The following is a 20,986-nucleotide window of genomic DNA, read 5'->3' as shown; positions in this document are numbered from 1 at the left end:
GCTGATAATTGTGAGCAAGCAGGTTTAATGGAACGAGGTAAAAAAAGAGCTACCCGAATTGCGGATAGCTCTTTATATAATGTATAAGAAAGTCGTTTATTAACGATCGCCACGGTTATTGCGATCTCCCCGATCCTGACGAGGGCCACGGTCACCGCGGTCGCCACGTTCTGGTCTCAGGCCTCTTTCTGGTCTCGGCGGACGTTCTTCGTAACCTTCCGGCTTCGGCAACAATACCTTGCGTGAAAGTTTGAACTTACCGGTCTTTGCGTCGATGTCTACCAGCTTAACCTGGATCGTATCGCCTTCTTTCAAACCAGCCTGTTCTACTGTTTCCAGACGAGCCCAGTCGATTTCAGAGATATGAAGCAGACCGTCTTTGCCCGGCATGAATTCAACGAATGCACCGTAAGGCATGATAGAAGAGATCTTTCCTTCGTATACTTCGCCTACTTCCGGAACGGCAACGATACCTTTGATTGCTCTGATAGCAGCATCGATAGTATCTTTGTTTGTTCCTGAAATCTCGATTCTACCAAATCCGTCAACTTCTTCGATCGTGATAACAGCACCGGTCTTTTCCTGGATACCCTGGATGATCTTTCCGCCCGGGCCGATTACGGCTCCGATGAATTCTTTACCGATCATCATCGTTTCGATACGAGGTGCATGCGGTTTCAGATCTTCACGGGTTGCCGGTTGAGCTTCCATGATCTTACCTAAGATGTGCATACGGCCTTCTCTTGCCTGAGCTAATGCGTTTTCAAGGATTTCGTATGACAGTCCGTCTACCTTGATGTCCATCTGAGTAGCAGTGATACCGTCTTTTGTACCTGTTACCTTGAAGTCCATATCTCCCAGGTGGTCTTCGTCTCCTAAGATATCGGAAAGGATAGCATAGTTCTGACCTTTGTTTTCAGAGATCAACCCCATTGCGATACCTGATACCGGTTTCTTCATCGGAACACCGGCATCTCTCAGAGCCAGCGTACCTGCACAAACTGTTGCCATAGAAGAAGAACCGTTTGATTCGAGGATGTCAGAGATTACGCGGATAACGTAAGGGTAATCTTCCGGTATCATACGCTTCAATGCACGGTGGGCCAGGTTTCCGTGACCTATTTCGCGACGTCCTACACCACGCTGAGCTTTTGCTTCACCGGTAGAGAACGGAGGGAAGTTATAGTGTAAAAGGAAACGTTCTTTGCTGTGGTTCAGTACGTCGTCAACCATTTTTTCGTCGGCTTTGGTACCAAGCGTAACAGTTGTCAGTGACTGAGTTTCACCACGAGTGAAGACTGCTGAACCGTGAGGTCCCGGAAGATAATCTGTTTCGATCCAGATCGGACGGATCTCAGTTGTCTTACGGCCGTCCAGACGTTTACCTTCGTCGAGGATTGCACGACGCATAGCTTCTTTTTCTACATCGTGGTAGTAACGGCCGATCATTTCAGCCTTTTCAGCCAGTTCTTCTTCAGAGAAGTTGGCTTTATATTCTTCTACGATTGCCTCGAAAGCATCGTGACGCTGGTGTTTGTCTGTACCTGATGTCGCAACAGCATATGCTTTAGCGAAACATTTGTCGTGTACATCCTTACGTAATTCGTCATCGTTTACTTCATGGCAATATTCACGTTTTACCAGCTTGCCGCAAGCTTCAGACAGTTCGATCTGTGCCTGGCACTGTATTTTAATCGCCTCGTGAGCAACCTTAATGGCTTCAAGCATTTCAGATTCCTGTACTTCAGACATCTCACCTTCCACCATCATGATGTTGTCGATAGTTGCACCAACCATCATATCGATATCTGCTTTTTCCAATTCTAAGAATGTCGGGTTGATAATGAATTTACCATCGACACGTGCTACACGCACCTCGGAGATCGGACCGTTGAAAGGAATATCTGAAACAGCCAAGGCTGCAGAAGCGGCTAAACCGGCCAGTGCATCCGGCATGTCTTCGCCGTCAGAAGAAAACAATATAACGTTTACATATACTTCAGCATGGTAGTTGTCCGGAAATAACGGACGCAACACGCGGTCAACCAGGCGTGATGTAAGGACTTCATAGTCAGAAGCCTTTCCTTCTCTTTTTGTGAAACCTCCGGGGAAACGGCCAAATGAGGAGTACTTTTCTTTGTATTCAACTTGCAGCGGCATAAAGTCAACACCGGGATTTGCATCTTTTGCGGCACAAACAGTAGCCAGCAACACTGTGTTGCCCATACGAACGGTAACCGCACCGTCCGCCTGTTTTGCCAACTTCCCGGTCTCGATGGTGATGGTTCTTCCATCAGCCAACTCGATCGTCTTGTTAATTGGATTAAGCATAATCTTCTTTCTTATTTTTCTATCTGTAAAAATTGGTGCAAATGTAATGAAAGTTTACCTGTAAATGCATGAAAATGAAAATAAAAAACATCAGAAAAGTTCTTTTTTATAAAAATAAAGGGAAGATTTTGAGAATAATAGTGCCACAATTGTAAAATAATGTATATTTGCATCGGAATTACGAACATTGTAAAGAAGAAAGAATGAAACAAATATCTGCGCAGTTACTGCTTGTTATCGGAATATGTATGCTGTTGTTCACTGCATGTAACAATGCATCCGATTTTACAGTGAAAGGTGTGGTGTCCGGAGCTGATGGGCAGACCATGTACCTGGAGAATGTGGGTATATCGAATGTCGAAACTCTTGACTCTGTCAAACTGACGGCTGCCGGCAAATTTAAATTTAATCATAAACGTCCGGGATTTCCTGATTTTTACCGCTTGCGGTTGAATAATCAGTTGATCAATTTTGCGATCGACTCGGTTGAAACGGTTACTATCGCTGCCGATGCGGGGACATTTGCAACTTCCTATACGGTAGAAGGTTCTGAGAACTCCAAGGCGATCAAAGCGATCACGCTGGCACAGCTGGATGCAAATCAGGCGATCGGCAGATTGCGTAAGGAATACGAAGATAAGCATATAGCGGATACGACTTATCGTGCAAAGATGCTGGAAACAGCAGAGGCATATAAGGAGGTAGCCCGTAAATATATTTATTCGGCTCCGATGTCTACAGCTGCCTACTTTGCATTATTCCAGCAAATTGACGGTTTATTGTTCTTTGACTTATACGACAGGAATGATGTGAAAGCCTATGGTGCGGTAGCGACCAGCTACGATCATTTCTATCCGGGTAGCCCGCGTTCCAAACATCTGTACAACTTGACATTGCAATCTATGAAAGTGCTTCGCGCACAACGTCCGGTGAACTTTGATGATGTGAAAACAACCGAAATAAGCTTCCTCGATATCGAATTGCCGAATCTGAAAGGGGAAGTGGTGAAGTTGTCGGGTGTGGCAGAAGGAAAACCGGTAGTGATTAACTTCACGGCTTATCAGGCAGAATGGTCGCCGGCACTGAATATGGCATTAGGCGAGATTTATACGAAGTATCACGGACAGGGATTGGATATTTACCAGATATCTCTGGACTCTGATGCTCACTTCTGGAAAAATGCAGCTTCGAATTTGCCTTGGGTGACAGTGCGCGATCCGCAGTCGGTTTATTCGCAGATTGCCGGATTGTATAATGTGAAGCAACTCCCGGCGATTTTCATACTCGATCGCAAAGGTAACCTGGTGAAGCGTGTGGATGATCCTAAAACACTGGAAGCCGATGTGAAAGCTGTACTTTAATGTATTTTGCTAGTAATCAGATTTATATGTTTTAAAGCACTTGCAAGGGTTTGTACATTCTGAAAAGATGTCTTATCTTTGCCTAGTCTAAAATAAAGAGAAAGAGGAGTTCCGGCCAGGCTGTTGGTCGGGATTCTTTTTTTATATGTGGTATAAATATTAATTTAATAATCAATAATTAGGAGGATTTAGTATGGCTGTTAGTTATATGACAGAAGACGGCTACAATAAGCTTTTAGCTGAAATCAACTATTTGGAAACCGTGAAACGACCGGAGATTTCTGCCCAGATTGCTGAAGCCAGAGATAAAGGAGACTTATCTGAAAATGCAGAATACGATGCTGCAAAAGAAGCTCAGGGTATAATGGAGGCAAAGTTGTCTCAGTTGAAAGGCCTGTTGGCTAATGCGCGTCTGATCGATGAAACGCGTGTTCAAACAAACGAAGTGCAGATTTTGAATAAAGTAAAGATCAAGAACACAAAGAATAACGCTGTGATGACATATACTTTGGTTTCTGATTCGGAAGCAAATCTGAAAGAAGGTAAGATTTCTGTCAGTACTCCGATCGCTCAGGGACTGATGGGTAAGAAAGTTGGTGACGTTGTAGAAATCAAAGTGCCGTCAGGCTTGATGACTTTCGAAATAATGGAAATTTCAATTTAATACAATAAGATATGGCAACAATATTCAGTAGAATAGTGGCTGGTGAAATACCTTGTCATAAAGTTGCGGAAGACGAAGAGTTCTTTGCCTTCCTGGATATCAACCCGGTTGCAAAAGGGCATACATTGGTGATTCCGAAGAAAGAAATTGATTACATTTTTGACGTGGAAGACGCATCATTAGGGCGAATGATGGCATTTGCCAAGCGTGTGGCCCGTGCGCAGGAAGCTGCTATTCCCTGCAAGCGCGTAGGGTTGGCTGTGATGGGGTTGGAAGTACCTCACGCCCATATTCACCTGATCCCTATAACCAAGGAATCGGATATGTACTTCGGCGGTGAAAAAATGACAATAAGCCAGGAAGAATTGGCTTCAATTGCCGCCTTGATAAGAAAAGCGTACAAATAATTGGGTAAAGTCTTTTTTTATTCAAAATAATACGTATATTTGTAACCACTATTTCTGCTTAGTTTTTGAACTGCAGAAGTAGTGGTTTTTTTAATGATTCATTAGTGGTTTTTACTCATAAATTTGTTAACCTTAGAAGAAAGGCCCCTCTGAGACAGAGCGGCCTTCTTTTTTTAAACACACATTTACTTATAAACAAAAGTCTTTAATCTCCCTATATATGTATTGAAAAATTAGAATTGTGCCATAGGTACGGACTAAGTGCCGGTAATCCCAGGTTTACAAAATAAATAATGCAGCCAATAAGAGCAAGTACCCAGATGGCTAGTAGTGTCCATTTTGCAGGATTGGGCAACGGTTTTAAATTGAATAATTGTCCGAATATGGCGAAAAGCAGTGCTATTGCAGGTATTCCGATCAGTAAGATGATGCCGATACAGCCTATTACCGCTATATAAACAGGGACTCCGTTATAAAGGTCCATTCCGAAAGGAGAAAGTTGGTATAATATTCCTGCCCCTCCTCCAATCAAGGCAACTGTTATAACAAACAATATAAATACGACCAGCAGGAGAGGTGGCAGTAAAATGATACCAGCCAGGACAGCTCCAAATTTTAAGAGGAAGCCGAACACTGTGACGAACAGGTCAGCTATTTTTTGAAAAAAACTCCTGGGTTTATCAGAACTTATATAGTCATTCACATTGTTTGAAACTTTTTCGAAACCGTCTGTAACCGTTTGTCCGATCGTTTCAAGCGTGACGCTTTTTCCCCGCATGATCAGCCGGTCGGCTGCCGTTTTTGCTAACGGCATTACCAACCAGAGTATAATGTATAATAAAGCCATCCAGTGTACGAACGGAATGAAGAGCAGCAGGATCATCGCTAATCTGACTGCTGTGGCATCCCAACCCATATAGGCGGCAATACCGGCGGCAACTCCGCCGATTACGCGGTTGTCGGGGTCGCGCATCAGTTTTTTCTTACCGGAGATTACTTGTTCCTGATAAACACGTTTTCCCGTAGTCTCTTTTTCTTCCTTTTTTTCCTCTTCGAATATTTCTTCCGGTTTCCCCATGCGGTTGATCACCTCTTCGACATGTTCGATCGTGATCACTTCGTGACCCAGACGAACCCGTTCGCCGAAAAGCTCGGATATACGCATTTCGAAATCGTTCATAATTTCTTCAGAGCCCTCTTCTTTGCGGAAATGTATGCGCAGGTTCGAGAGATACTTATCTAATAGTTGATATGCGTCTTCGTCAATGTGGAAAACTGTTCCTCCCAAATTAACAGTAAGTGTCTTCTTCATTGTTTTGCTGTTTTAATTGTTTCTGATGTGGTTTATTGTATCATTTAGTTCCTGCCACGAGTTTTCCAGTTCTCCGAGAAATTCTTCTCCCGTCGGAGTGAGTTGGTAATATTTGCGGGGCGGACCCTGAGTCGATTCTATCCACTGATAACTTAATAGCTCACTATTCTTTAATCGTGTTAAAAGGGGATATAAGGTGCCTTCAACTACAATCAATTTAGCCTCCTGTAACTTCTGAATAATGTCAGAGGTGTAAGCCGGCTCTTTCTTGAGAAGCAGGAGGATGCAATACTCCAGTGTCCCTTTTCTCATTTGTGATTTTACGTTCTCTGCATTCATATTTTATAGTTTTATGATGCAAATATATGTATTGCCTGTGTACTATGCAATACATACTACTATATTTATTCTATTTTAACACGCTTTTTTCCGGATGGCCCTGATATGGAGTTTATGTTTTTGCACAAAAAGTGCGATTGTGTGTAAAAAAAGAAGGGAATCTGTTGCTATTCAGTAGGAAAGCCGTACTTTTGTTGTATCAACTCAAAAAGAAGATTTATGGTTTATTACCACTATGCTGAATTAATTCATAGGCAGGCTGAAAAATATGGCTCGCGTACAGCTTTGAAATACCGCGATCATGAAAGCGGAAAATGGTTAAAGATCTCATGGAAAGATTTCTCTGAGTGTGTAATGCTTACTGCTAAAGCGATGGCAGAGTTTGGAATAGAGGTACAGGAGAAAATCGGTATCTATTCTCAGAACATGCCTCAATGTTTGTTTACTGATTTCGGGGCTTATGGAAACCGGGTGATCTCTATCCCGATGTATGCCACCAACTCTCCGGCCCAGATAGAATATATTATTAATGATGCGGATATACATACCTTGTTTGTGGGCGAACAATTGCAGTATAATAATGCATTTAAAGTTCAGAAGGAATCGACCGTATTGAAGCGTCTGGTGGTATTTGACTCAGCCGTTAAATTGAATCCGGAAGATAAAACTTCTATTTATTTTGAAGATTTCCTGCGTTTGGGAGATAATGCTCATGCGGAGACAACCGTAAAGATCCGTACCAATGAGGCTACGGCCGATGATATAGCTACGATCATGTATACATCCGGTACGACCGGCGAGTCGAAAGGTGTTATCCTCCATCATTTTAATTATCTGGAAGCGATGCGCATCCATGATATTCGTTTGCCGATGGTGAACGACAAAGATACTTCCATGTGTTTTCTTCCTTTGACTCATATTTTCGAGAAAGCCTGGACGTATTACTGTCTGCATAAAGGGGTGAAGATCGCTATAAACCAGGATCCGAAGATGATCCAGAAAACGTTGCCGGAAGTTCATCCTACGCTGATGTGTAATGTTCCCCGTTTCTGGGAAAAAGTATATGTGGGAGTCCATGAGAAGATCAATTCTTCCGCTCCTTTTATGAAAAAGATCTTTTTGGATGCGATAGAGACCGGTCGTTCGTATAATCTGGAATATAAGAATAAAGGTTTAAAGGCTCCTTTCTGCCTGAAGTCCAAATTTAAATTCTATGATAAGACTGTCTTTACCTTGCTGAAGAAAGTCCTGGGTATTGAGCGGGGACGTTTATTCCCTGTTGCCGGGGCTCCGCTGTCTGATACGGTGAACGAATTCCTGCAGTCTGTTAATATCCCTATTGTTTATGGTTATGGATTGAGTGAAACTACGGCTACTGTGTGTTTCTATCCGGAAATAGGCTTCCAGTTTGGTTCGATCGGTGAGATTATGCCGGGGGTTGAAGTAAAAATAGATGAAAGTAACGGGGAGATCCTGGTGAAAGGAAAAACGGTTACCACCGGATATTATAATAAACCGGAAGAAAACTCCCGTTCGTTTACGGAAGACGGCTTTTTCCGTACCGGGGACGCCGGACGTCTGGAAGGTAATGTGCTATTCTTTACTGAACGTATCAAAGACCTTTATAAAACTTCCAATGGGAAATATATTGCTCCACAGGCCATAGAAATGGAAATGAGCAGCGATAGGTATATCGAGCAGATTGCGGTTATCGGCGACCAGCGTAAGTTTGTCAGTGCTTTGATTGTGCCGGCTTATCTCTTATTGGAAGAGTATGCAGAGAAGAAAGGTATAACGTATGGTAGCCGTGAAGAACTGGTTGCCCATAACGAGATTATCCGTCTGATAGAGTCGCATATTGAGGAACATCAGAAGAACCTGGCTTCTTATGAAAAGATCAAGCGGTTTACTTTGCTTCCCCAACCGTTTACGATGGAAGGAAGGGAGCTGACCGATACGTTGAAATTACGTCGTCCGGTTGTCCTGCAAAAATATGCCGATGAGATTGAAGCAATGTATGCTGAGTAAACTGACGATTAATTTCCTATCTTTGCACAAAATTTAAAAGAAGAACAAGAGTATGATAACATCAGACCAACTACAGAATGTGTTGGAGCGCGAGCTCGCGCTGAGGGGGTATCTTTGACATAGATGGTAAGACCATCCAGTTAGAAGAAGAAGAACTGCGTACACAGGATCCCGGTTTCTGGGAAGATGCCAAACGGGCGGAAGCTCAGATGAAAAAAGTAAGGGAGCTGAAAAAGTGGATTGAACTTTACAATGAGGTTCATGATGCGGCAGAGGAGTTGCAGTTATCTTATGAATATGTAAAGGAAGAAATTATCACCGAAGCCGAAGTCGATGCCGCTTATGGCAAAGCGTTGGAACTGGTAGAAAATCTGGAATTCCGGAATATGCTTCGTGATGAAGCCGACCAGATGAGTTGTGTTCTTAAGATCAACTCCGGTGCCGGTGGAACTGAAAGTCAGGACTGGGCTTCCATGCTTATGCGTATGTATCTGCGTTATGCGGAATCCAACAATTATAAAGTATCTATCGCCAACTTGCAGGAAGGGGATGAGGCCGGTATCAAAACAGTCACGATCAATGTGGAAGGTGATTATGCATTCGGTTATCTGAAAAGCGAGAACGGCGTACATCGTCTGGTTCGTGTATCTCCTTATAATGCACAGGGAAAACGAATGACCTCTTTCGCATCGGTCTTTGTTACTCCGTTGGTAGATGATACGATCGAGGTTAAGATTGAAACGGCAGCTATTTCGTGGGATACGTTCCGCTCAGGAGGTGCCGGTGGACAGAATGTGAACAAGGTGGAATCCGGTGTTCGTCTGCGTTACCAGTTTAAAGATCCTTATACCGGTGAGGAGGAAGAGATCCTGATCGAGAATACGGAAACGCGCGACCAGCCTAAGAACCGTGAGAACGCCATGCGTCAGTTGCGTTCTATCCTGTATGATAAGGAATTGAAACATCGTATGGCTGAGCAGGCCAAGATCGAAGCCGGTAAGAAGAAGATCGAGTGGGGATCGCAGATCCGTAGTTATGTCTTTGACGACCGTCGTGTGAAAGACCACCGTACCAACTATCAGACCTCTGATGTAAATGGTGTAATGGATGGTAAGATCGACGAATTTATCAAGGCTTATCTGATGGAGTTTGGTGGTGAGGAAACTGCTGAAAAGTAAAGTTTTTACAAGAATACTTGCAAAATCCGATTAAAAGTCGTAATATTGCACCCGATTTCAGAGTAACCCTCTGAAATACCGGTCCTATAGCTCAGTTGGTTAGAGCACCTGACTCATAATCAGGGAGTCCTTGGTTCAAGCCCAAGTGGGACCACAATATAAAAGCGAACTATCTTATTATTAGGTAGTTCGCTTTTTGTATTAATAGCCTTTCTTTTTTAAGAAAGGTGGTGGGTGAGAATTAATTGTTGTTCATTTCAAATTTGTATTCTCTTTCTATCGCTTTATCTCCCGGTGAATCCATATTGATATTATAAGTGATTTCCCAGGTGCCGGATATAGGATTGAAGTCTGTTTGCCAGTAGTCGTTACCGTATTTAGACTGATCTATCTGTTTCCATTGTTTTCCTTCTTTGATATATAAGACAGGATTTTTGTAAGTTGATAATTGTTGGATCGTGATAGGGACATAGCCAATTCCCCCCTTCGTTTTAAAGTGGACAATATTATTTGTTGCCGATATAATAATAGGATAACTAGCTTCAACCACTCCTATTAACGGTGTTATGAGAATGTTATTCCCTTTTGCTTCTCTGTGAGCAAGTGGCCATTTGTTTGTAAACTTTGACGAAGCTTTTTTGAAATTGGCATTCGGTCCATAGTAATCACTACTTTCTAAAGGTGTAACGATCAGTTCTATTTCTGCCTCTATATAGTCTCCGGCAGATAAAGAACGGCATGTCTCAGGAAGAGTTACTGTGATAATAGAGCAAGGATCTCCATGATTTCCTTCTGTCGTATTGTATTCGCGCCAATGGGGAGGTATATTATTTTCTCCTTTAATCACTGATTTCCAACTTCGGACTATAAAACCACGGTTACCTGAAACAAAACGTCCTTCCTGATCTTTGCTGATGGGTGAGTCGTATAGGAACACCCAGGGGGTATTCCCGTTAAAAGGCTTTATACTTTTGTCATATACGGGATTTGTATTGTTATTGGCTTTCCACTTTTTTATTAAGCCATTTTCGTTTCCTAAGGCTATTTCTTTGGAAAAACCATAATGATACGTGGCGGCTCCTAACTGGAATATATCTAACTTTTCAAATTCAACATCTGCATTTACTTTCATTTGGATTTTGTAGATTCCTCTGTTGATATCATCTGACCGAGTAATGGATGTCGAATACTGGAATTCAATTTTATTATCTAACATATTACCAGAGTATATAACTTCTGTCAGATTCGGGCAATAACGTTTGTAATCAGTTTTCATTCCTGTATGCCATGCCCTGCCACCATTGTGTTGTTGGAGATAAAGAATGTCAGCCCCCCCTACGTTGCCTGTCCAATTCCATTGTCCCCCTTTAGGATCGATAACTAATAATGGACGAATATCTAAAACAGTTGCTGAGGCCTGATCCAGATCCGGTTCATAACATATACTTTCTCCCCATGCTCCGATGGCCGATTGATCCCATTGTTGATTACTTCCCCAACCAACAAGACAAAGCTGGGCATGAGATGCTGCAGGTAAACCTCCCCAATGTGCGTTAACACCAGAATATTCAAGCGTAATTTTACTTTTTGCTGGTATTTGAAGAACGCTGAGACCATGAAACCAGGGGCCTTTATAGAGATGAGATTCATAATTGTTAAAGTCGGTAGTATGCCAGTTTTTTGATAACTGAACAGGGATTCCAGTAGGATAACCTTCTTTATCTCTTATTATTCCGGATATGCCGGGAACGGCATAAACCTCTTTCTCTTTTGAAAAATTTAATCTGATGGTGGCCTCTTTGGAATCATCATTTTCAATTGTAAATTTGATCCGTTCCATCCGGTCATTATCCTTTGTTATATCTCCTGAGATATCATTGCGAAGTTGAATCGAATGCCATCCCATGACCGGATCGTATTGAGTTTCCAGAGAAGAATTAACAGGATCGGTCTGTATTGCAGTTACTTTTAGCGGATTTGTTTCCTGATTGATAATACTCTCTAACTCTTTCTCCAGATTCTCTACCGGATAGATGATAAGTCCAGTCTGATAGAGTTGGTCAGGTTGTAGTTTCTGAACAGAATGTAAACGTGCTTCTATACTGTTTCCGGAAAATGAAAGATGCGTGTTATCGTTCGATCCGGTTATTATATATCCGTCTGTACCTGTACTATGTTTATATATTGCCCATCCTTCTGGTGAAATTTGTTTTATATAAGTGGGGGGGATAGAATATTTTACAACAATCGCGTTGGAACGTTGTATCACTGTTGGAACAACGCGTAAAGAAAGTGTTAAGCGGTCGTTCCAGGAAATGATTTCCAGACCGCTGTTATAAGGGTCACAACCCGTTAATTCCGGTATCCAGTTGATGAAACGATGTTGCAGGAACCTTCCGGTGTGAACAAGTTGGCAATCTTCGGTTCGTAAGGAGGAATGCGTACATGGATAAAGTGTGCCATAAGTCTCAATGCCAAAAGATATCTGGGGTGGTTCATCGGTTACTTCCATATTTTTATTGGCAATAGAAAAGCTATTGAAAGTGAGCTTTTCATAATCGAACTCAAATGCATACTTGTTTGTTTGTACTGCGAAGATTAAAGGCGATTTGGTTTTGATAGAGTTCTTCCACCACATATTTGACTGTTGTAGCGAGGCTTTTTTACACAAATCTTCGACTTTACTCGATTGGGCCTTCATGCAATTAATACATAAAAGATGTATTATAGCTAAAAGTAAAAGTATTTTCTTCATTTTAATAGATAGGTGTTATTGAAGAGAATAAAAGACCTTTCCACAATATGCGGAAAGATCTTTTATGATTAATTATAACCAGGATTTTCTAAGAGGTTAGCGTTTGCTCCGGTTCTTTTCAATGTAATAGGGAAATAGTAATTCTGTTTGTAAAAACGTGGAGGTGTGTTTACCCCGTCAATATCCTCCAATACGATAAGTTTATACTTTCTTGTATTAAAATCAAGTATATACCTTAACCCTGAAAACGATTGGGACAAAGTAGTTTCAGCTTCCCTCCAACGACGCAGATCCCAATATCTGTGCCCTTCAAAAGAAAGTTCAACTTTTCGTTCGTGACGTATTGACTGACGGTCGATTGATGGTTTAGTTGTGATACCTGCTCTTGTCCGTATCTGATTGACTGCGTTAAGAGCTTCTCCTGTTTTTCCTAATTCGAAAGCGGCTTCTGCATAGTTCAACAAGATCTCTCCAAAGCGAAATACGATGAAATCCGTACCGGAATTAGACCATGTACTGCCAATATCAACATTCTCATCCAAGTATTTCATGACTCCGAAACCTGTACCGAAGTTACCGGCATTGATGTTTTGATCTCCCAGGGCATTTATACCTTCGTAGCCTTCCCCATCATTTTCATACAATTTTCCATCTCCGCCAATGAGACCTTTGTGGAAGTCAACAATGCCACCTCTCCAGCTACTTCCCATCGTATATATGGTAGCAAAAAACCTGGGATCTTTATTGCCCCATAGTTCCTCCATACTCCATAATCCTTCCTGAATGGCTTTTCTGTCTAGTTTACCTGATTTCCCGTCGATATATTCAAATTCTTCTGCCATTTCCAGATAAGGAGTATTTCCCATACCTAGATTCCATCCATGTGGTTTGGGACGTTGACAGAAATCGTATCCCCAGGTGTTTCCTCCTCCGGCTAAAGCATCTACATAATTGTGTTGTTTGGCAAATATAACTTCACTATTTCTTTTCTTTATAAAGATATTTCTGAAGTTAAGGGATTTATCGCTATCCTGATCATACAATTGGAAAACCCCACTGTTGATGATTGCCTGGGAAGCATCGAACGCTTTCTGGTAATAGTCTGAAGCCTGGCTTTGCGGAATACCCAGCAAATCATTTAATTGCATAGAACCGAATTGTGCTATACTCCCGGCATATAGAGCCGCCCGGCTTTTTAATGCGAGTGCGGCCCATTTTGTAGGGCGTCCGAAATCAGTTGTTCCAATCAGGTCTTCTGCTATCGCATCCATCTCCGATATAATGAAATCATAAAGTTCCTTTTCAGAATTACGTTTGGGATAAAGAACTTCTTCGGGATCATCCAGAGAAGCCGCTTTGGTTATCAAGGGAACTCCACCATAACGTTTTACCATCGAGAAGTAGTTGAAGGCCCTGATAAAACGTGCTTCTGCAACCCGTAGCGTTCTTACTTCGCTCTCAATCGGTGAATCAGGCCCCCGTTCGATAAACTGGTTCAGATTTCGAATGATATAGTATGGATATTCCCACCATTCAAGAAATCCTCCGTCGATGTTTAATTTCCCGGTTTTGTAACTACCTGCATTACCGGAAATTTCCCATCCTCCTTTTCCTTCGTCTGCAATATTGTTGATGATTAAAGGTCCATAACCATGTTCACTTGTATGGATTTCCCACTTCCCATCGACAGGAGAACCTGCCGACCAACTTTCTATATAGTCGCTGGCCTCATTGGTAAAAACTGTTGTCAACATGTATTGTTGTGCCAGATAAGCATCGATCATCACGGGATCATTCCATACAACATCGTCTGAAATGATATCCAGCGGTTTTTTATCCAGGATATCGTCCAGGCAGGAAGTGAGACTACATAATCCGATTAAAAATATAAATAATGACTTTTTCATATTATTGATACTTTAGTTTCTGTTAGAATGATAAGTTTAATCCAAAACTGAATGTCCGCTGCTGTGGATAATACATTAGTTTATTTCCAATATTAGGGGCTTCCGGATCAATACCGTATTTCCGTATATTGCTGATGGTGAATAAGTTTGTTCCGGCAACATAGATGCGTGCCTGATTGACTCCCACTTTGTCCAGTATTCTATCGGAGATATTGTATCCTAAAGATGCATTCTTCAATCTTAGATAAGAAGTTGATTTGTAATAATAATCAGAAGTCCATCCATTGGATGACGAACCGCCGAGACGGGGGATCAATGCATTCGGATTATTATTCTCCTGTGTCCATCGTTCATTGTATTTGACTTCTGTTTCGAAGCCTAAAGATGCGTTGGTATAGTATCCGAATGCGCCTTGGAACAATGCAGAGAAATCGAAATCACGATATCTTAATTCTACATTGAATCCATACATCCAATGCGGCATCGTTCCCATACCGATGTCTTTTTGGTCCTTCCAGTCCAATACACCGTCACCATTCAGGTCTTTGTATTTGATATCTCCGGGGCGGAGTGAGTGGTTGCCGCCTAAGGCACTGTACGTGTAGTCCAAAGCATCGATTTCCTCCTGGCTGGTAAATAATTTTTCAGAGACATATCCGAAAACACGATCCGTCCATTGACCGGACTGTTGGTAAACCCGTCTCTGGTCCGGGTCTTCGTAGTCTGGTTCTTCATAATGGTCCCATTTCGAACGTGACCAGGATATATTGGCATTGAGATCGTATGATAGATTCCCCGTTTTCCCAGCTGTTCCCAGATTTAATTCAAATCCGCGGTCATTCAGGCTATTCAGGTTTTCCTGGGGAAGAGCGGAACCAAATGTGGAAGGCAGCGATTGAATGCGAGTTGCCGGTATGCCTTCCCGTTGCCGGTAGAAACCTTCGATCGATCCATGTATTTTGCGGTTAAGGAATGAAAAGTCGACACCTCCGTTATAGATAGACATTTTCTCCCAGGTAAGTAAGGGGTTGGCAAGACCGGTAGAATAAAGTCCTGAAACAGGTGTATCTCCTAGTAGATAGGTTCCTCTCATCGCATATCCGGATAAATATTGAAAATTTCCTACTGCATCATTTCCTGATTGACCGTAACTGACTCTTAATTTCAGGTTGTCAATGAATGTCAGTTGTTTGAAGAAACTTTCCTGTGAAGCGACCCATCCCAGAGATACTCCGGGGAAATATCCCCATCGGCTATCTTTAGGAAATTTGGCGGATGCATCCGCGCGCAGAATGGTTTCTATTAAATAACGGTCTTTGAACGCATAGTTAATTCTCATAACGAAGCTTGCTCTTCCCATTTCACTGGCGGAACCATCGTTGCTCATCCCTGATGTGCTACCTGCATACAATTGCTCTATAGAAGGTGTCAGGAAATCTTTCCGGTAAGCCATGAAATTGTTATTGGAATAATCAATGCTCTCAAATAAAGCCAGACCAGAGATGCGATGTGTATCGTTGAAAAGATTATTGTAGGTGAAAGAATATTGTTGAGTTAATATACTATTGCGATACATCCTTTCTCTAAGTTCTGCTTTCTCCTTAAAATTACCGGCATAATTATAAGTATCCGTAGCAGTATTATAAGTATAGTATTTTATCGGTTTAGTAAATTCCTTTACATACTGTTCATTGTCGATATAATTAATGAAAGCTTTAGCAGTCAATCCTTTGATGTATTTGAAGTCGTAGGATAATGATACACTCCCTCTCAAGTCACGTAGCTTATTGTGATTGTAGCCAGTCAGATCAGAGTTTGAGGTAGCGGCAACACTTCCTACATCAATGCCTCCCCATGCCAATTTAGTCGGGTCAGGAAGCTGGGAAGGATACCAGGGTTTGGTATTGTAAAGATCCTGCCACAAATATCCATCGTTCTCCATTCCTCTGACCGGGAAATTACGGTCTTCGTACGTTAGAGTCAAGTCGATAGACAGATTGATACGATCCGTAATTGCTGCATCCATATTTGATTGAATGTTATAACGCTTATAATCCCCTCCGTTCTTTTTGATCATCGTTTGCTGGTCTGTATACCCGAAGTATCCCATATATTTTATCTTGTTGCTACCGCCTCTGACAGATAAGTTGTGATTCTGCTGGGGAGCCCATTTGCGGAATACATAATCAAACCAATCGGTGTTAGGATAGGCGGGATCGTTTCCGGCAAAGAATTTCTCCACAGCTTCCGCGGTCCAGGGAGCGCCGGCTTCTGGTTGGCCGCTTTGCAGGTAAGCTTCGCGTTCCATTAGGGTTCTTTGTCCGGAACTGGCCGGTTTGACCATATCGGTAACCCCTTGCAGAGTAAAGGAACCGTTATACGTAATTGTCGGTTTTTGGTCTTGTCCGCGTTTAGTCGTAACCAGTATGACTCCATTTCCTGCGCGGGCACCATAAATAGAGGCAGCCCCGTCTTTTAAGATTGAAATCGATTCAATCTGGTTCGGGTCAATATTATTGAAACTGGATTCTACTCCATCAACAATAACCAGCGGATTACCGAATCCCCGAATGCTTAACGACGTATCGTCTGAACCGGGTTTACCGCTGTTCTGTTTGGCTTGCAGACCGGGTAATTGTCCGGCTAATGCGTTGGTAACATTTGCAATAGGGGCAGTAGTCAGCTTTTCAGTCTTGATAGCGGAGACTGACCCTGTGAGATTCCCTTTTCTTTGAACCCCGTATCCGACAACAATCACCTCATCGATGGCCTGTGTATCTTCTTTTAGTTGGATATTAATCGCTTTTCGGTTATTAACCGGAATATCTTGTGAATTATATCCGATATAAGTAATTTGCAGTATGGATGATAATGCGGTTTCTATACTGTATTTGCCATCTATGTCCGTAATAGTTCCGTTTGTTGTACCTTTTTCCACGATATTTGCGCCAATGATCGGTTCCCCCTTTGTATCCGTAACAATACCTTTGATCGTTACTTTTTGCTGTTTCACGTCGTCTTTTGGGGAAGAGGATACCACAATATAGGAACCTTCCTGCACATAACTAAGCCCAATTGATGGTAAAAGGTTATCGAGAATTTGCTTTACAGGTTGATTTGTCTCATTTACTGCTACTTTTAAGTTTGTATTTACATTATTATTATATACAAATAGATAATCTGTTTGTTTTTCTATCGTATTCAACACCTCTTTTAAAGATGTATTGCTGGCTCGGACGGTCACCCTCGTATTTTGAGAGTTCAAATTGATTGCATGTAATGAAAATATCAGTACAAACAAAAGGAATGAGGTTATTCTCATAATTCTGAAAAAATGTTTATGTCGTGATTTTTTTAGATAATAGGCTCCCGACAAAGATACTTTATTCATAACTTTGTAATTATTAGAGATTAATACAGTTGTTGATAATTGTGTTAGTCATAAAGCGATAGATGTGTCCGCATTTATCGCTTTTTCTTTAAGTGCTATTTCATAGGCAATATGATTTAAAGGTTCAACATGTTATTTTATATAGATAATCGTATTGTTTTCATTCCTGCTAAAACTGAATTTGACATCCCGTTGAAGAACATGTAGGATAAAATCCAGTCCATCCGAAATACGGAATTTACCGCTACAGATGTAGTTCTCCAGGTTCTTGTTCTTATTAATGATCTGTATGTCGTATGTCTTTTCGAATTCTTTCATCAGATCATTGAAAGCGATATGCTCAAAACAGAGTAGACCCTCTTTCCAGCGGTAAATATCATAGTTCTGTATCTTTTCAACTACCAACTGACCATTTATATAGTCTGCTTTTTGTAGAGGATGTAATATTATTTTTTTTGTAGGTTCGGCTTTATCTGATATTTGTATGGAACCTTCCATTAATGCAGTGGAAAATGACGAAGCTTTATTGTAGGCATCAACATTAAATTTAGTTCCTAATACTTCTATATCATATTTACCGGTTTGTACAACGAATGGTCTCTTTGCATCTTTAGCAACTTCAAAATAGCCTTCTCCGTTGAGGGTGACTTCTCTTTTCCCTTTTCTTTTGGTGAATGCGGCCGGATATTCCATCTTTGAACCGGAATTGAGCCATACATTTGTTCCGTCAGATAGTTGGATATTGACTCTTTGACCGGTTGGTACCGATATCATATTCATTTCCTGTTCTGTTGTTGATTGTATCAACTGGTAAACCTGTAAGCTGCACATGATAAACAAGGCGATAACAGCTGCATATTTAAGTATAATATTCAGTTGATACGCATTTCCTGATGAAATATGCGGTTTCCTGTTCTTTTTATCATGAACAAGCAGCATATCGAAGTACTTGCGTTCCTTGATATATTCCTGCATGTTAGTTTCAGAAGCTTCCGCCCAATTGCAGACTTCTTCCTCTTCTCGATAAGAAGCTTTTCCCTCGAAAAAACGATGTAATGTTTCCTTTTCCATACTTAATAAGCACATAAATAATAGGTATCCCTAACAAATAACTTATCTTTTTCAGGAAAAAATATGGGGGTGGTCAGTTAATTTAGAAAGAAGAAAAAGAACGGAAGATAGTCTTTCAATCTTTTCCTTAGTACATTCAATGCTTTAGTTATGTGAAATTCAATGCTTTTAGTTGACAAATTGAGAAGGCTGGCAATCTCTTTATGCGATTTATTCTCATACCGGCTCATAATGAAGATTGTTCGTGTCTTTTCCGGCAGGCTTTCCAGAGCCTCATTGACCAAACGTTGTGCTTCCGAGCTAAACAGTTCTTCGGGATCGCATGCCTCCAGTGTGGTGATTTTTAACATCCTAACTCTTTCCATGTGAGTCCGAATATTTTGTTCGATATCCTCCCGTATCCGTTGATTGCGCAGGTAATTGAGGCTTTTGTGTTTGACAACCTCCATGATATACGCAGGGATATTTGAATTGGAGGAGAGCGAATTTCGGTTTTCCCAATAATAAACCAGACTGTCGACTACTATATCCTCTGCGGTATCTGTATCCTGGATGTAGGTGCGTGCAAAGCGGATGAAAATACCCTGATAGTCCGTAAACAGTTTGTTGAATTCTTTTATCTCTGAAATACTCTCCATATCGAATGATTATTATCAAACCAGACATGAGAACATATAGCCTCGTGTCTGGTTTTTTTGTTTATTTATTTGGATCCGTATAAAGTTTCATCGCGTTATTCCAGGGAAGCATTTCTCCATTCCCCCACCAATAGAAATCATCCAGGTTGCAGAAGTCATTATTTCGTTTCATTTCTTCTTTTAAGAGGTTCTTATAAGCAGAAAGTTTGAAAGCGTAAGCCGGTTCCTGTGCATGGTTGACCATCTCCCAGGGATCATTTTTCAGATCGAATAGTTGCTCCGTTCTGAAGCCACCGACGTTATAGACGATATATTTCCAGCCATCTTTTACCAGGCCGCGTTGGATGCTATTGTAGGCAAGGAACAGGCAGTCTCTGTGTTTGTCGGCGCCTTTCAGAACAGGAAGTAAGGATTTTCCTGTTACGGAAGGAGCCGGACGGATACCGGTCAGGTCGCACAGAGTCGGGTAGATGTCGTATAGATAACAATTGGCATCTCGTTTTGTTCCTTTTTCCTTATCCATGCCGGGAGCAGAAATGACAAGAGGTACGCGTACGCTATGATCGTATAAATTTTGTTTACCCAGAAGACCATGCTGGCCGACTGCCAGGCCGTTGTCGGATGCAAAGACAAGGATCGTATTGTCCAGCTCTCCGCTTTCCCGCAAGGCTTGTATGACTCTGCCTATTTGCGTATCAACCTCACTGATCATACCGTAATAACCGGCTAGCTCTTTCTGAGTCGCTTCCCTGGTTCGGGGAACAGGAGTCAGTACTTCGTCACGTACTTTCATGTCTCCGTTATCGAACGGATGTTGAGACAGGAAGTTTATTGGCAGGTTTAGCGTATCCGCTTTATATCCGTGGGCATAATCGGGATGTTGCATCCGGGGATCGTGCGGGGAAGTGAAGGATACGAAGGCAAAGAACGGATTTTTTTCTTTTTTACGGCTTTTCAGGAAGTCGACGGCAGCATCTGCAAACATTTCGGAAGAAAACTTTTCTCCTATAAAGGGTTTCTCACTGTAGTTTCCGCTCGGATCATAGTGATGCAGACGGGGAGATACATGCCCGTTTGTCTCATAGGTATGCATTCCTCCGAAGAAAATATTTTCGCCGATGCTGAATGAACGGGTAAAGGATTTATAGTCGGAATGCCATTTCCCGGTTGCAAAAGTAGTATATCCGTTTTGTCTGAATAGCTCCGGCATAGTAACATGTTGTTCCGGTATCTGGGCACCATCCTGGATGACCTGATAAACACCTCGTCCTGTCATAATCATAGCCCGGCTCGGCATCGACAGGGCACCTCCCAGGGAACCGTTCGTGTAAGTACGGGTGAATGATACTCCGTTATCGACGATCCGGTCGATGTTGGGTGAATAAACCTGATCGCATCCATAAGCATGGATGCATGTACTCTGCATATCATCCACAAGGATGAACAGGACGTTCGGCGCTTTCTTTTTAGATTGTCCGAAACATGCGGTAGATAAAGCCAGTGCGCAGACTGGAATTAAAATCTTTCTCATATAGATAGTGTTTTTTAGGTATCATTTATTTCGGATGTAAATATAAAGAAAATAGAAAGATGATATGGTGGAG

Annotated in this window: 14 protein-coding genes and 1 tRNA gene; 6 read left to right on the top strand and 9 right to left on the bottom strand. The window is 41.8% G+C overall.

Annotation, left to right across the window (positions count from 1 at the left end; genetic code table 11):
* Positions 1-99 precede the first annotated feature (99 nt).
* A complete protein-coding gene (gene pnp, locus HMPREF1212_RS19785) occupies positions 100-2,331 on the bottom strand; it encodes a polyribonucleotide nucleotidyltransferase (protein WP_046150793.1) in 2,232 nt (743 codons plus the stop codon).
* Between the two features lie 203 nt (positions 2,332-2,534).
* Between pnp and HMPREF1212_RS19780 the strand changes: the two genes are divergently transcribed.
* The 3 genes from HMPREF1212_RS19780 (at position 2,535) to HMPREF1212_RS19770 (ending at position 4,763) form a co-directional block, all read left to right on the top strand.
* Entirely contained in the window at positions 2,535-3,692 is a 1,158-nt protein-coding gene (locus HMPREF1212_RS19780; RefSeq protein WP_028726458.1) for a TlpA disulfide reductase family protein, read from the top strand.
* Positions 3,693-3,885: 193 nt separating this feature from the next.
* Positions 3,886-4,356, top strand: a complete 471-nt coding sequence (greA, locus tag HMPREF1212_RS19775; protein WP_046150792.1) for a transcription elongation factor GreA — start codon at positions 3,886-3,888, stop codon at positions 4,354-4,356.
* Between the two features lie 11 nt (positions 4,357-4,367).
* Positions 4,368-4,763, top strand: a complete 396-nt coding sequence (locus HMPREF1212_RS19770) for an HIT family protein (RefSeq protein ID WP_046150791.1) — start codon at positions 4,368-4,370, stop codon at positions 4,761-4,763.
* Positions 4,764-4,977: 214 nt separating this feature from the next.
* Here the strand turns inward: HMPREF1212_RS19770 and HMPREF1212_RS19765 are convergent, their stop codons facing one another.
* On the bottom strand, positions 4,978-6,075 hold the full coding sequence (locus HMPREF1212_RS19765) for a PspC domain-containing protein (protein ID WP_046150790.1): 1,098 nt from the start codon (positions 6,073-6,075) through the stop codon (positions 4,978-4,980).
* A gap of 12 nt (positions 6,076-6,087) precedes the next feature.
* Positions 6,088-6,414, bottom strand: coding sequence for a PadR family transcriptional regulator (locus tag HMPREF1212_RS19760; protein WP_028726454.1), 327 nt, complete (start codon positions 6,412-6,414; stop codon positions 6,088-6,090).
* Between the two features lie 219 nt (positions 6,415-6,633).
* Here HMPREF1212_RS19760 and HMPREF1212_RS19755 point away from each other — a divergent pair, with 219 nt between their 5' ends.
* The 3 genes from HMPREF1212_RS19755 (at position 6,634) to HMPREF1212_RS19745 (ending at position 9,774) form a co-directional block, all read left to right on the top strand.
* A complete protein-coding gene (locus HMPREF1212_RS19755) occupies positions 6,634-8,442 on the top strand; it encodes an AMP-dependent synthetase/ligase (RefSeq protein WP_046150789.1) in 1,809 nt (602 codons plus the stop codon).
* Positions 8,443-8,494: 52 nt separating this feature from the next.
* Positions 8,495-9,620, top strand: a protein-coding gene (gene prfB, locus HMPREF1212_RS19750) for a peptide chain release factor 2 (protein WP_157317073.1) whose coding sequence is annotated in 2 segments (ribosomal slippage) — positions 8,495-8,557 and positions 8,559-9,620 — 1,125 coding nt in all. Because the reading frame shifts where the segments join, the coding sequence is not laid out codon by codon here.
* 80 nt (positions 9,621-9,700) lie between these two features.
* Positions 9,701-9,774: transfer RNA gene (locus HMPREF1212_RS19745), tRNA-Ile, on the top strand.
* Positions 9,775-9,861: 87 nt separating this feature from the next.
* Here the strand turns inward: HMPREF1212_RS19745 and HMPREF1212_RS19740 are convergent.
* From HMPREF1212_RS19740 to HMPREF1212_RS19715, 6 genes are all read right to left on the bottom strand, one after another.
* A complete protein-coding gene (locus tag HMPREF1212_RS19740; protein WP_157317071.1) occupies positions 9,862-12,375 on the bottom strand; it encodes a hypothetical protein in 2,514 nt (837 codons plus the stop codon).
* A gap of 68 nt (positions 12,376-12,443) precedes the next feature.
* Positions 12,444-14,282 carry a RagB/SusD family nutrient uptake outer membrane protein gene (locus HMPREF1212_RS19735; protein ID WP_087880932.1) on the bottom strand — a complete coding sequence of 613 codons (1,839 nt, stop codon included), beginning with the start codon at positions 14,280-14,282 and terminating at the stop codon, positions 12,444-12,446.
* Between the two features lie 22 nt (positions 14,283-14,304).
* A complete protein-coding gene (locus tag HMPREF1212_RS19730; RefSeq protein WP_232430169.1) occupies positions 14,305-17,604 on the bottom strand; it encodes a TonB-dependent receptor in 3,300 nt (1,099 codons plus the stop codon).
* Positions 17,605-17,805: 201 nt separating this feature from the next.
* Positions 17,806-18,744, bottom strand: coding sequence for a FecR family protein (locus HMPREF1212_RS19725; RefSeq protein ID WP_046151252.1), 939 nt, complete (start codon positions 18,742-18,744; stop codon positions 17,806-17,808).
* 77 nt (positions 18,745-18,821) lie between these two features.
* Positions 18,822-19,382 (bottom strand): RNA polymerase sigma-70 factor, encoded by a 561-nt coding sequence (locus HMPREF1212_RS19720; protein WP_046150786.1) that lies wholly within the window; start codon positions 19,380-19,382, stop codon positions 18,822-18,824.
* Between the two features lie 61 nt (positions 19,383-19,443).
* On the bottom strand, positions 19,444-20,913 hold the full coding sequence (locus HMPREF1212_RS19715; RefSeq protein WP_046150785.1) for a sulfatase-like hydrolase/transferase: 1,470 nt from the start codon (positions 20,911-20,913) through the stop codon (positions 19,444-19,446).
* Positions 20,914-20,986 lie beyond the last annotated feature (73 nt).

The sequence above is a fragment of the Parabacteroides sp. HGS0025 genome (genome assembly GCF_000969845.1).
GTDB classification, from domain to species: domain Bacteria; phylum Bacteroidota; class Bacteroidia; order Bacteroidales; family Tannerellaceae; genus Parabacteroides; species Parabacteroides gordonii.
Note: the sequence above shows the minus strand (reverse complement) of the source record. Positions and strands in the feature narration are given on the sequence as shown.

Excerpts from the sequence above, each read along its gene's own strand:
- pnp (WP_046150793.1), bottom strand. The coding sequence starts at position 2,331 with ATGCTTAATCCAATTAACAAGACGATCGAGTTGGCTGATGGAAGAACC.
- HMPREF1212_RS19780 (WP_028726458.1), top strand. The coding sequence starts at position 2,535 with ATGAAACAAATATCTGCGCAGTTACTGCTTGTTATCGGAATATGTATG.
- greA (WP_046150792.1), top strand. The coding sequence starts at position 3,886 with ATGGCTGTTAGTTATATGACAGAAGACGGCTACAATAAGCTTTTAGCT.
- HMPREF1212_RS19770 (WP_046150791.1), top strand. The coding sequence starts at position 4,368 with ATGGCAACAATATTCAGTAGAATAGTGGCTGGTGAAATACCTTGTCAT.
- HMPREF1212_RS19765 (WP_046150790.1), bottom strand. The coding sequence starts at position 6,075 with ATGAAGAAGACACTTACTGTTAATTTGGGAGGAACAGTTTTCCACATT.
- HMPREF1212_RS19760 (WP_028726454.1), bottom strand. The coding sequence starts at position 6,414 with ATGAATGCAGAGAACGTAAAATCACAAATGAGAAAAGGGACACTGGAG.
- HMPREF1212_RS19755 (WP_046150789.1), top strand. The coding sequence starts at position 6,634 with ATGGTTTATTACCACTATGCTGAATTAATTCATAGGCAGGCTGAAAAA.
- HMPREF1212_RS19740 (WP_157317071.1), bottom strand. The coding sequence starts at position 12,375 with ATGAAGAAAATACTTTTACTTTTAGCTATAATACATCTTTTATGTATT.
- HMPREF1212_RS19735 (WP_087880932.1), bottom strand. The coding sequence starts at position 14,282 with ATGAAAAAGTCATTATTTATATTTTTAATCGGATTATGTAGTCTCACT.
- HMPREF1212_RS19730 (WP_232430169.1), bottom strand. The coding sequence starts at position 17,604 with ATGAGAATAACCTCATTCCTTTTGTTTGTACTGATATTTTCATTACAT.
- HMPREF1212_RS19725 (WP_046151252.1), bottom strand. The coding sequence starts at position 18,744 with ATGGAAAAGGAAACATTACATCGTTTTTTCGAGGGAAAAGCTTCTTAT.
- HMPREF1212_RS19720 (WP_046150786.1), bottom strand. The coding sequence starts at position 19,382 with ATGGAGAGTATTTCAGAGATAAAAGAATTCAACAAACTGTTTACGGAC.
- HMPREF1212_RS19715 (WP_046150785.1), bottom strand. The coding sequence starts at position 20,913 with ATGAGAAAGATTTTAATTCCAGTCTGCGCACTGGCTTTATCTACCGCA.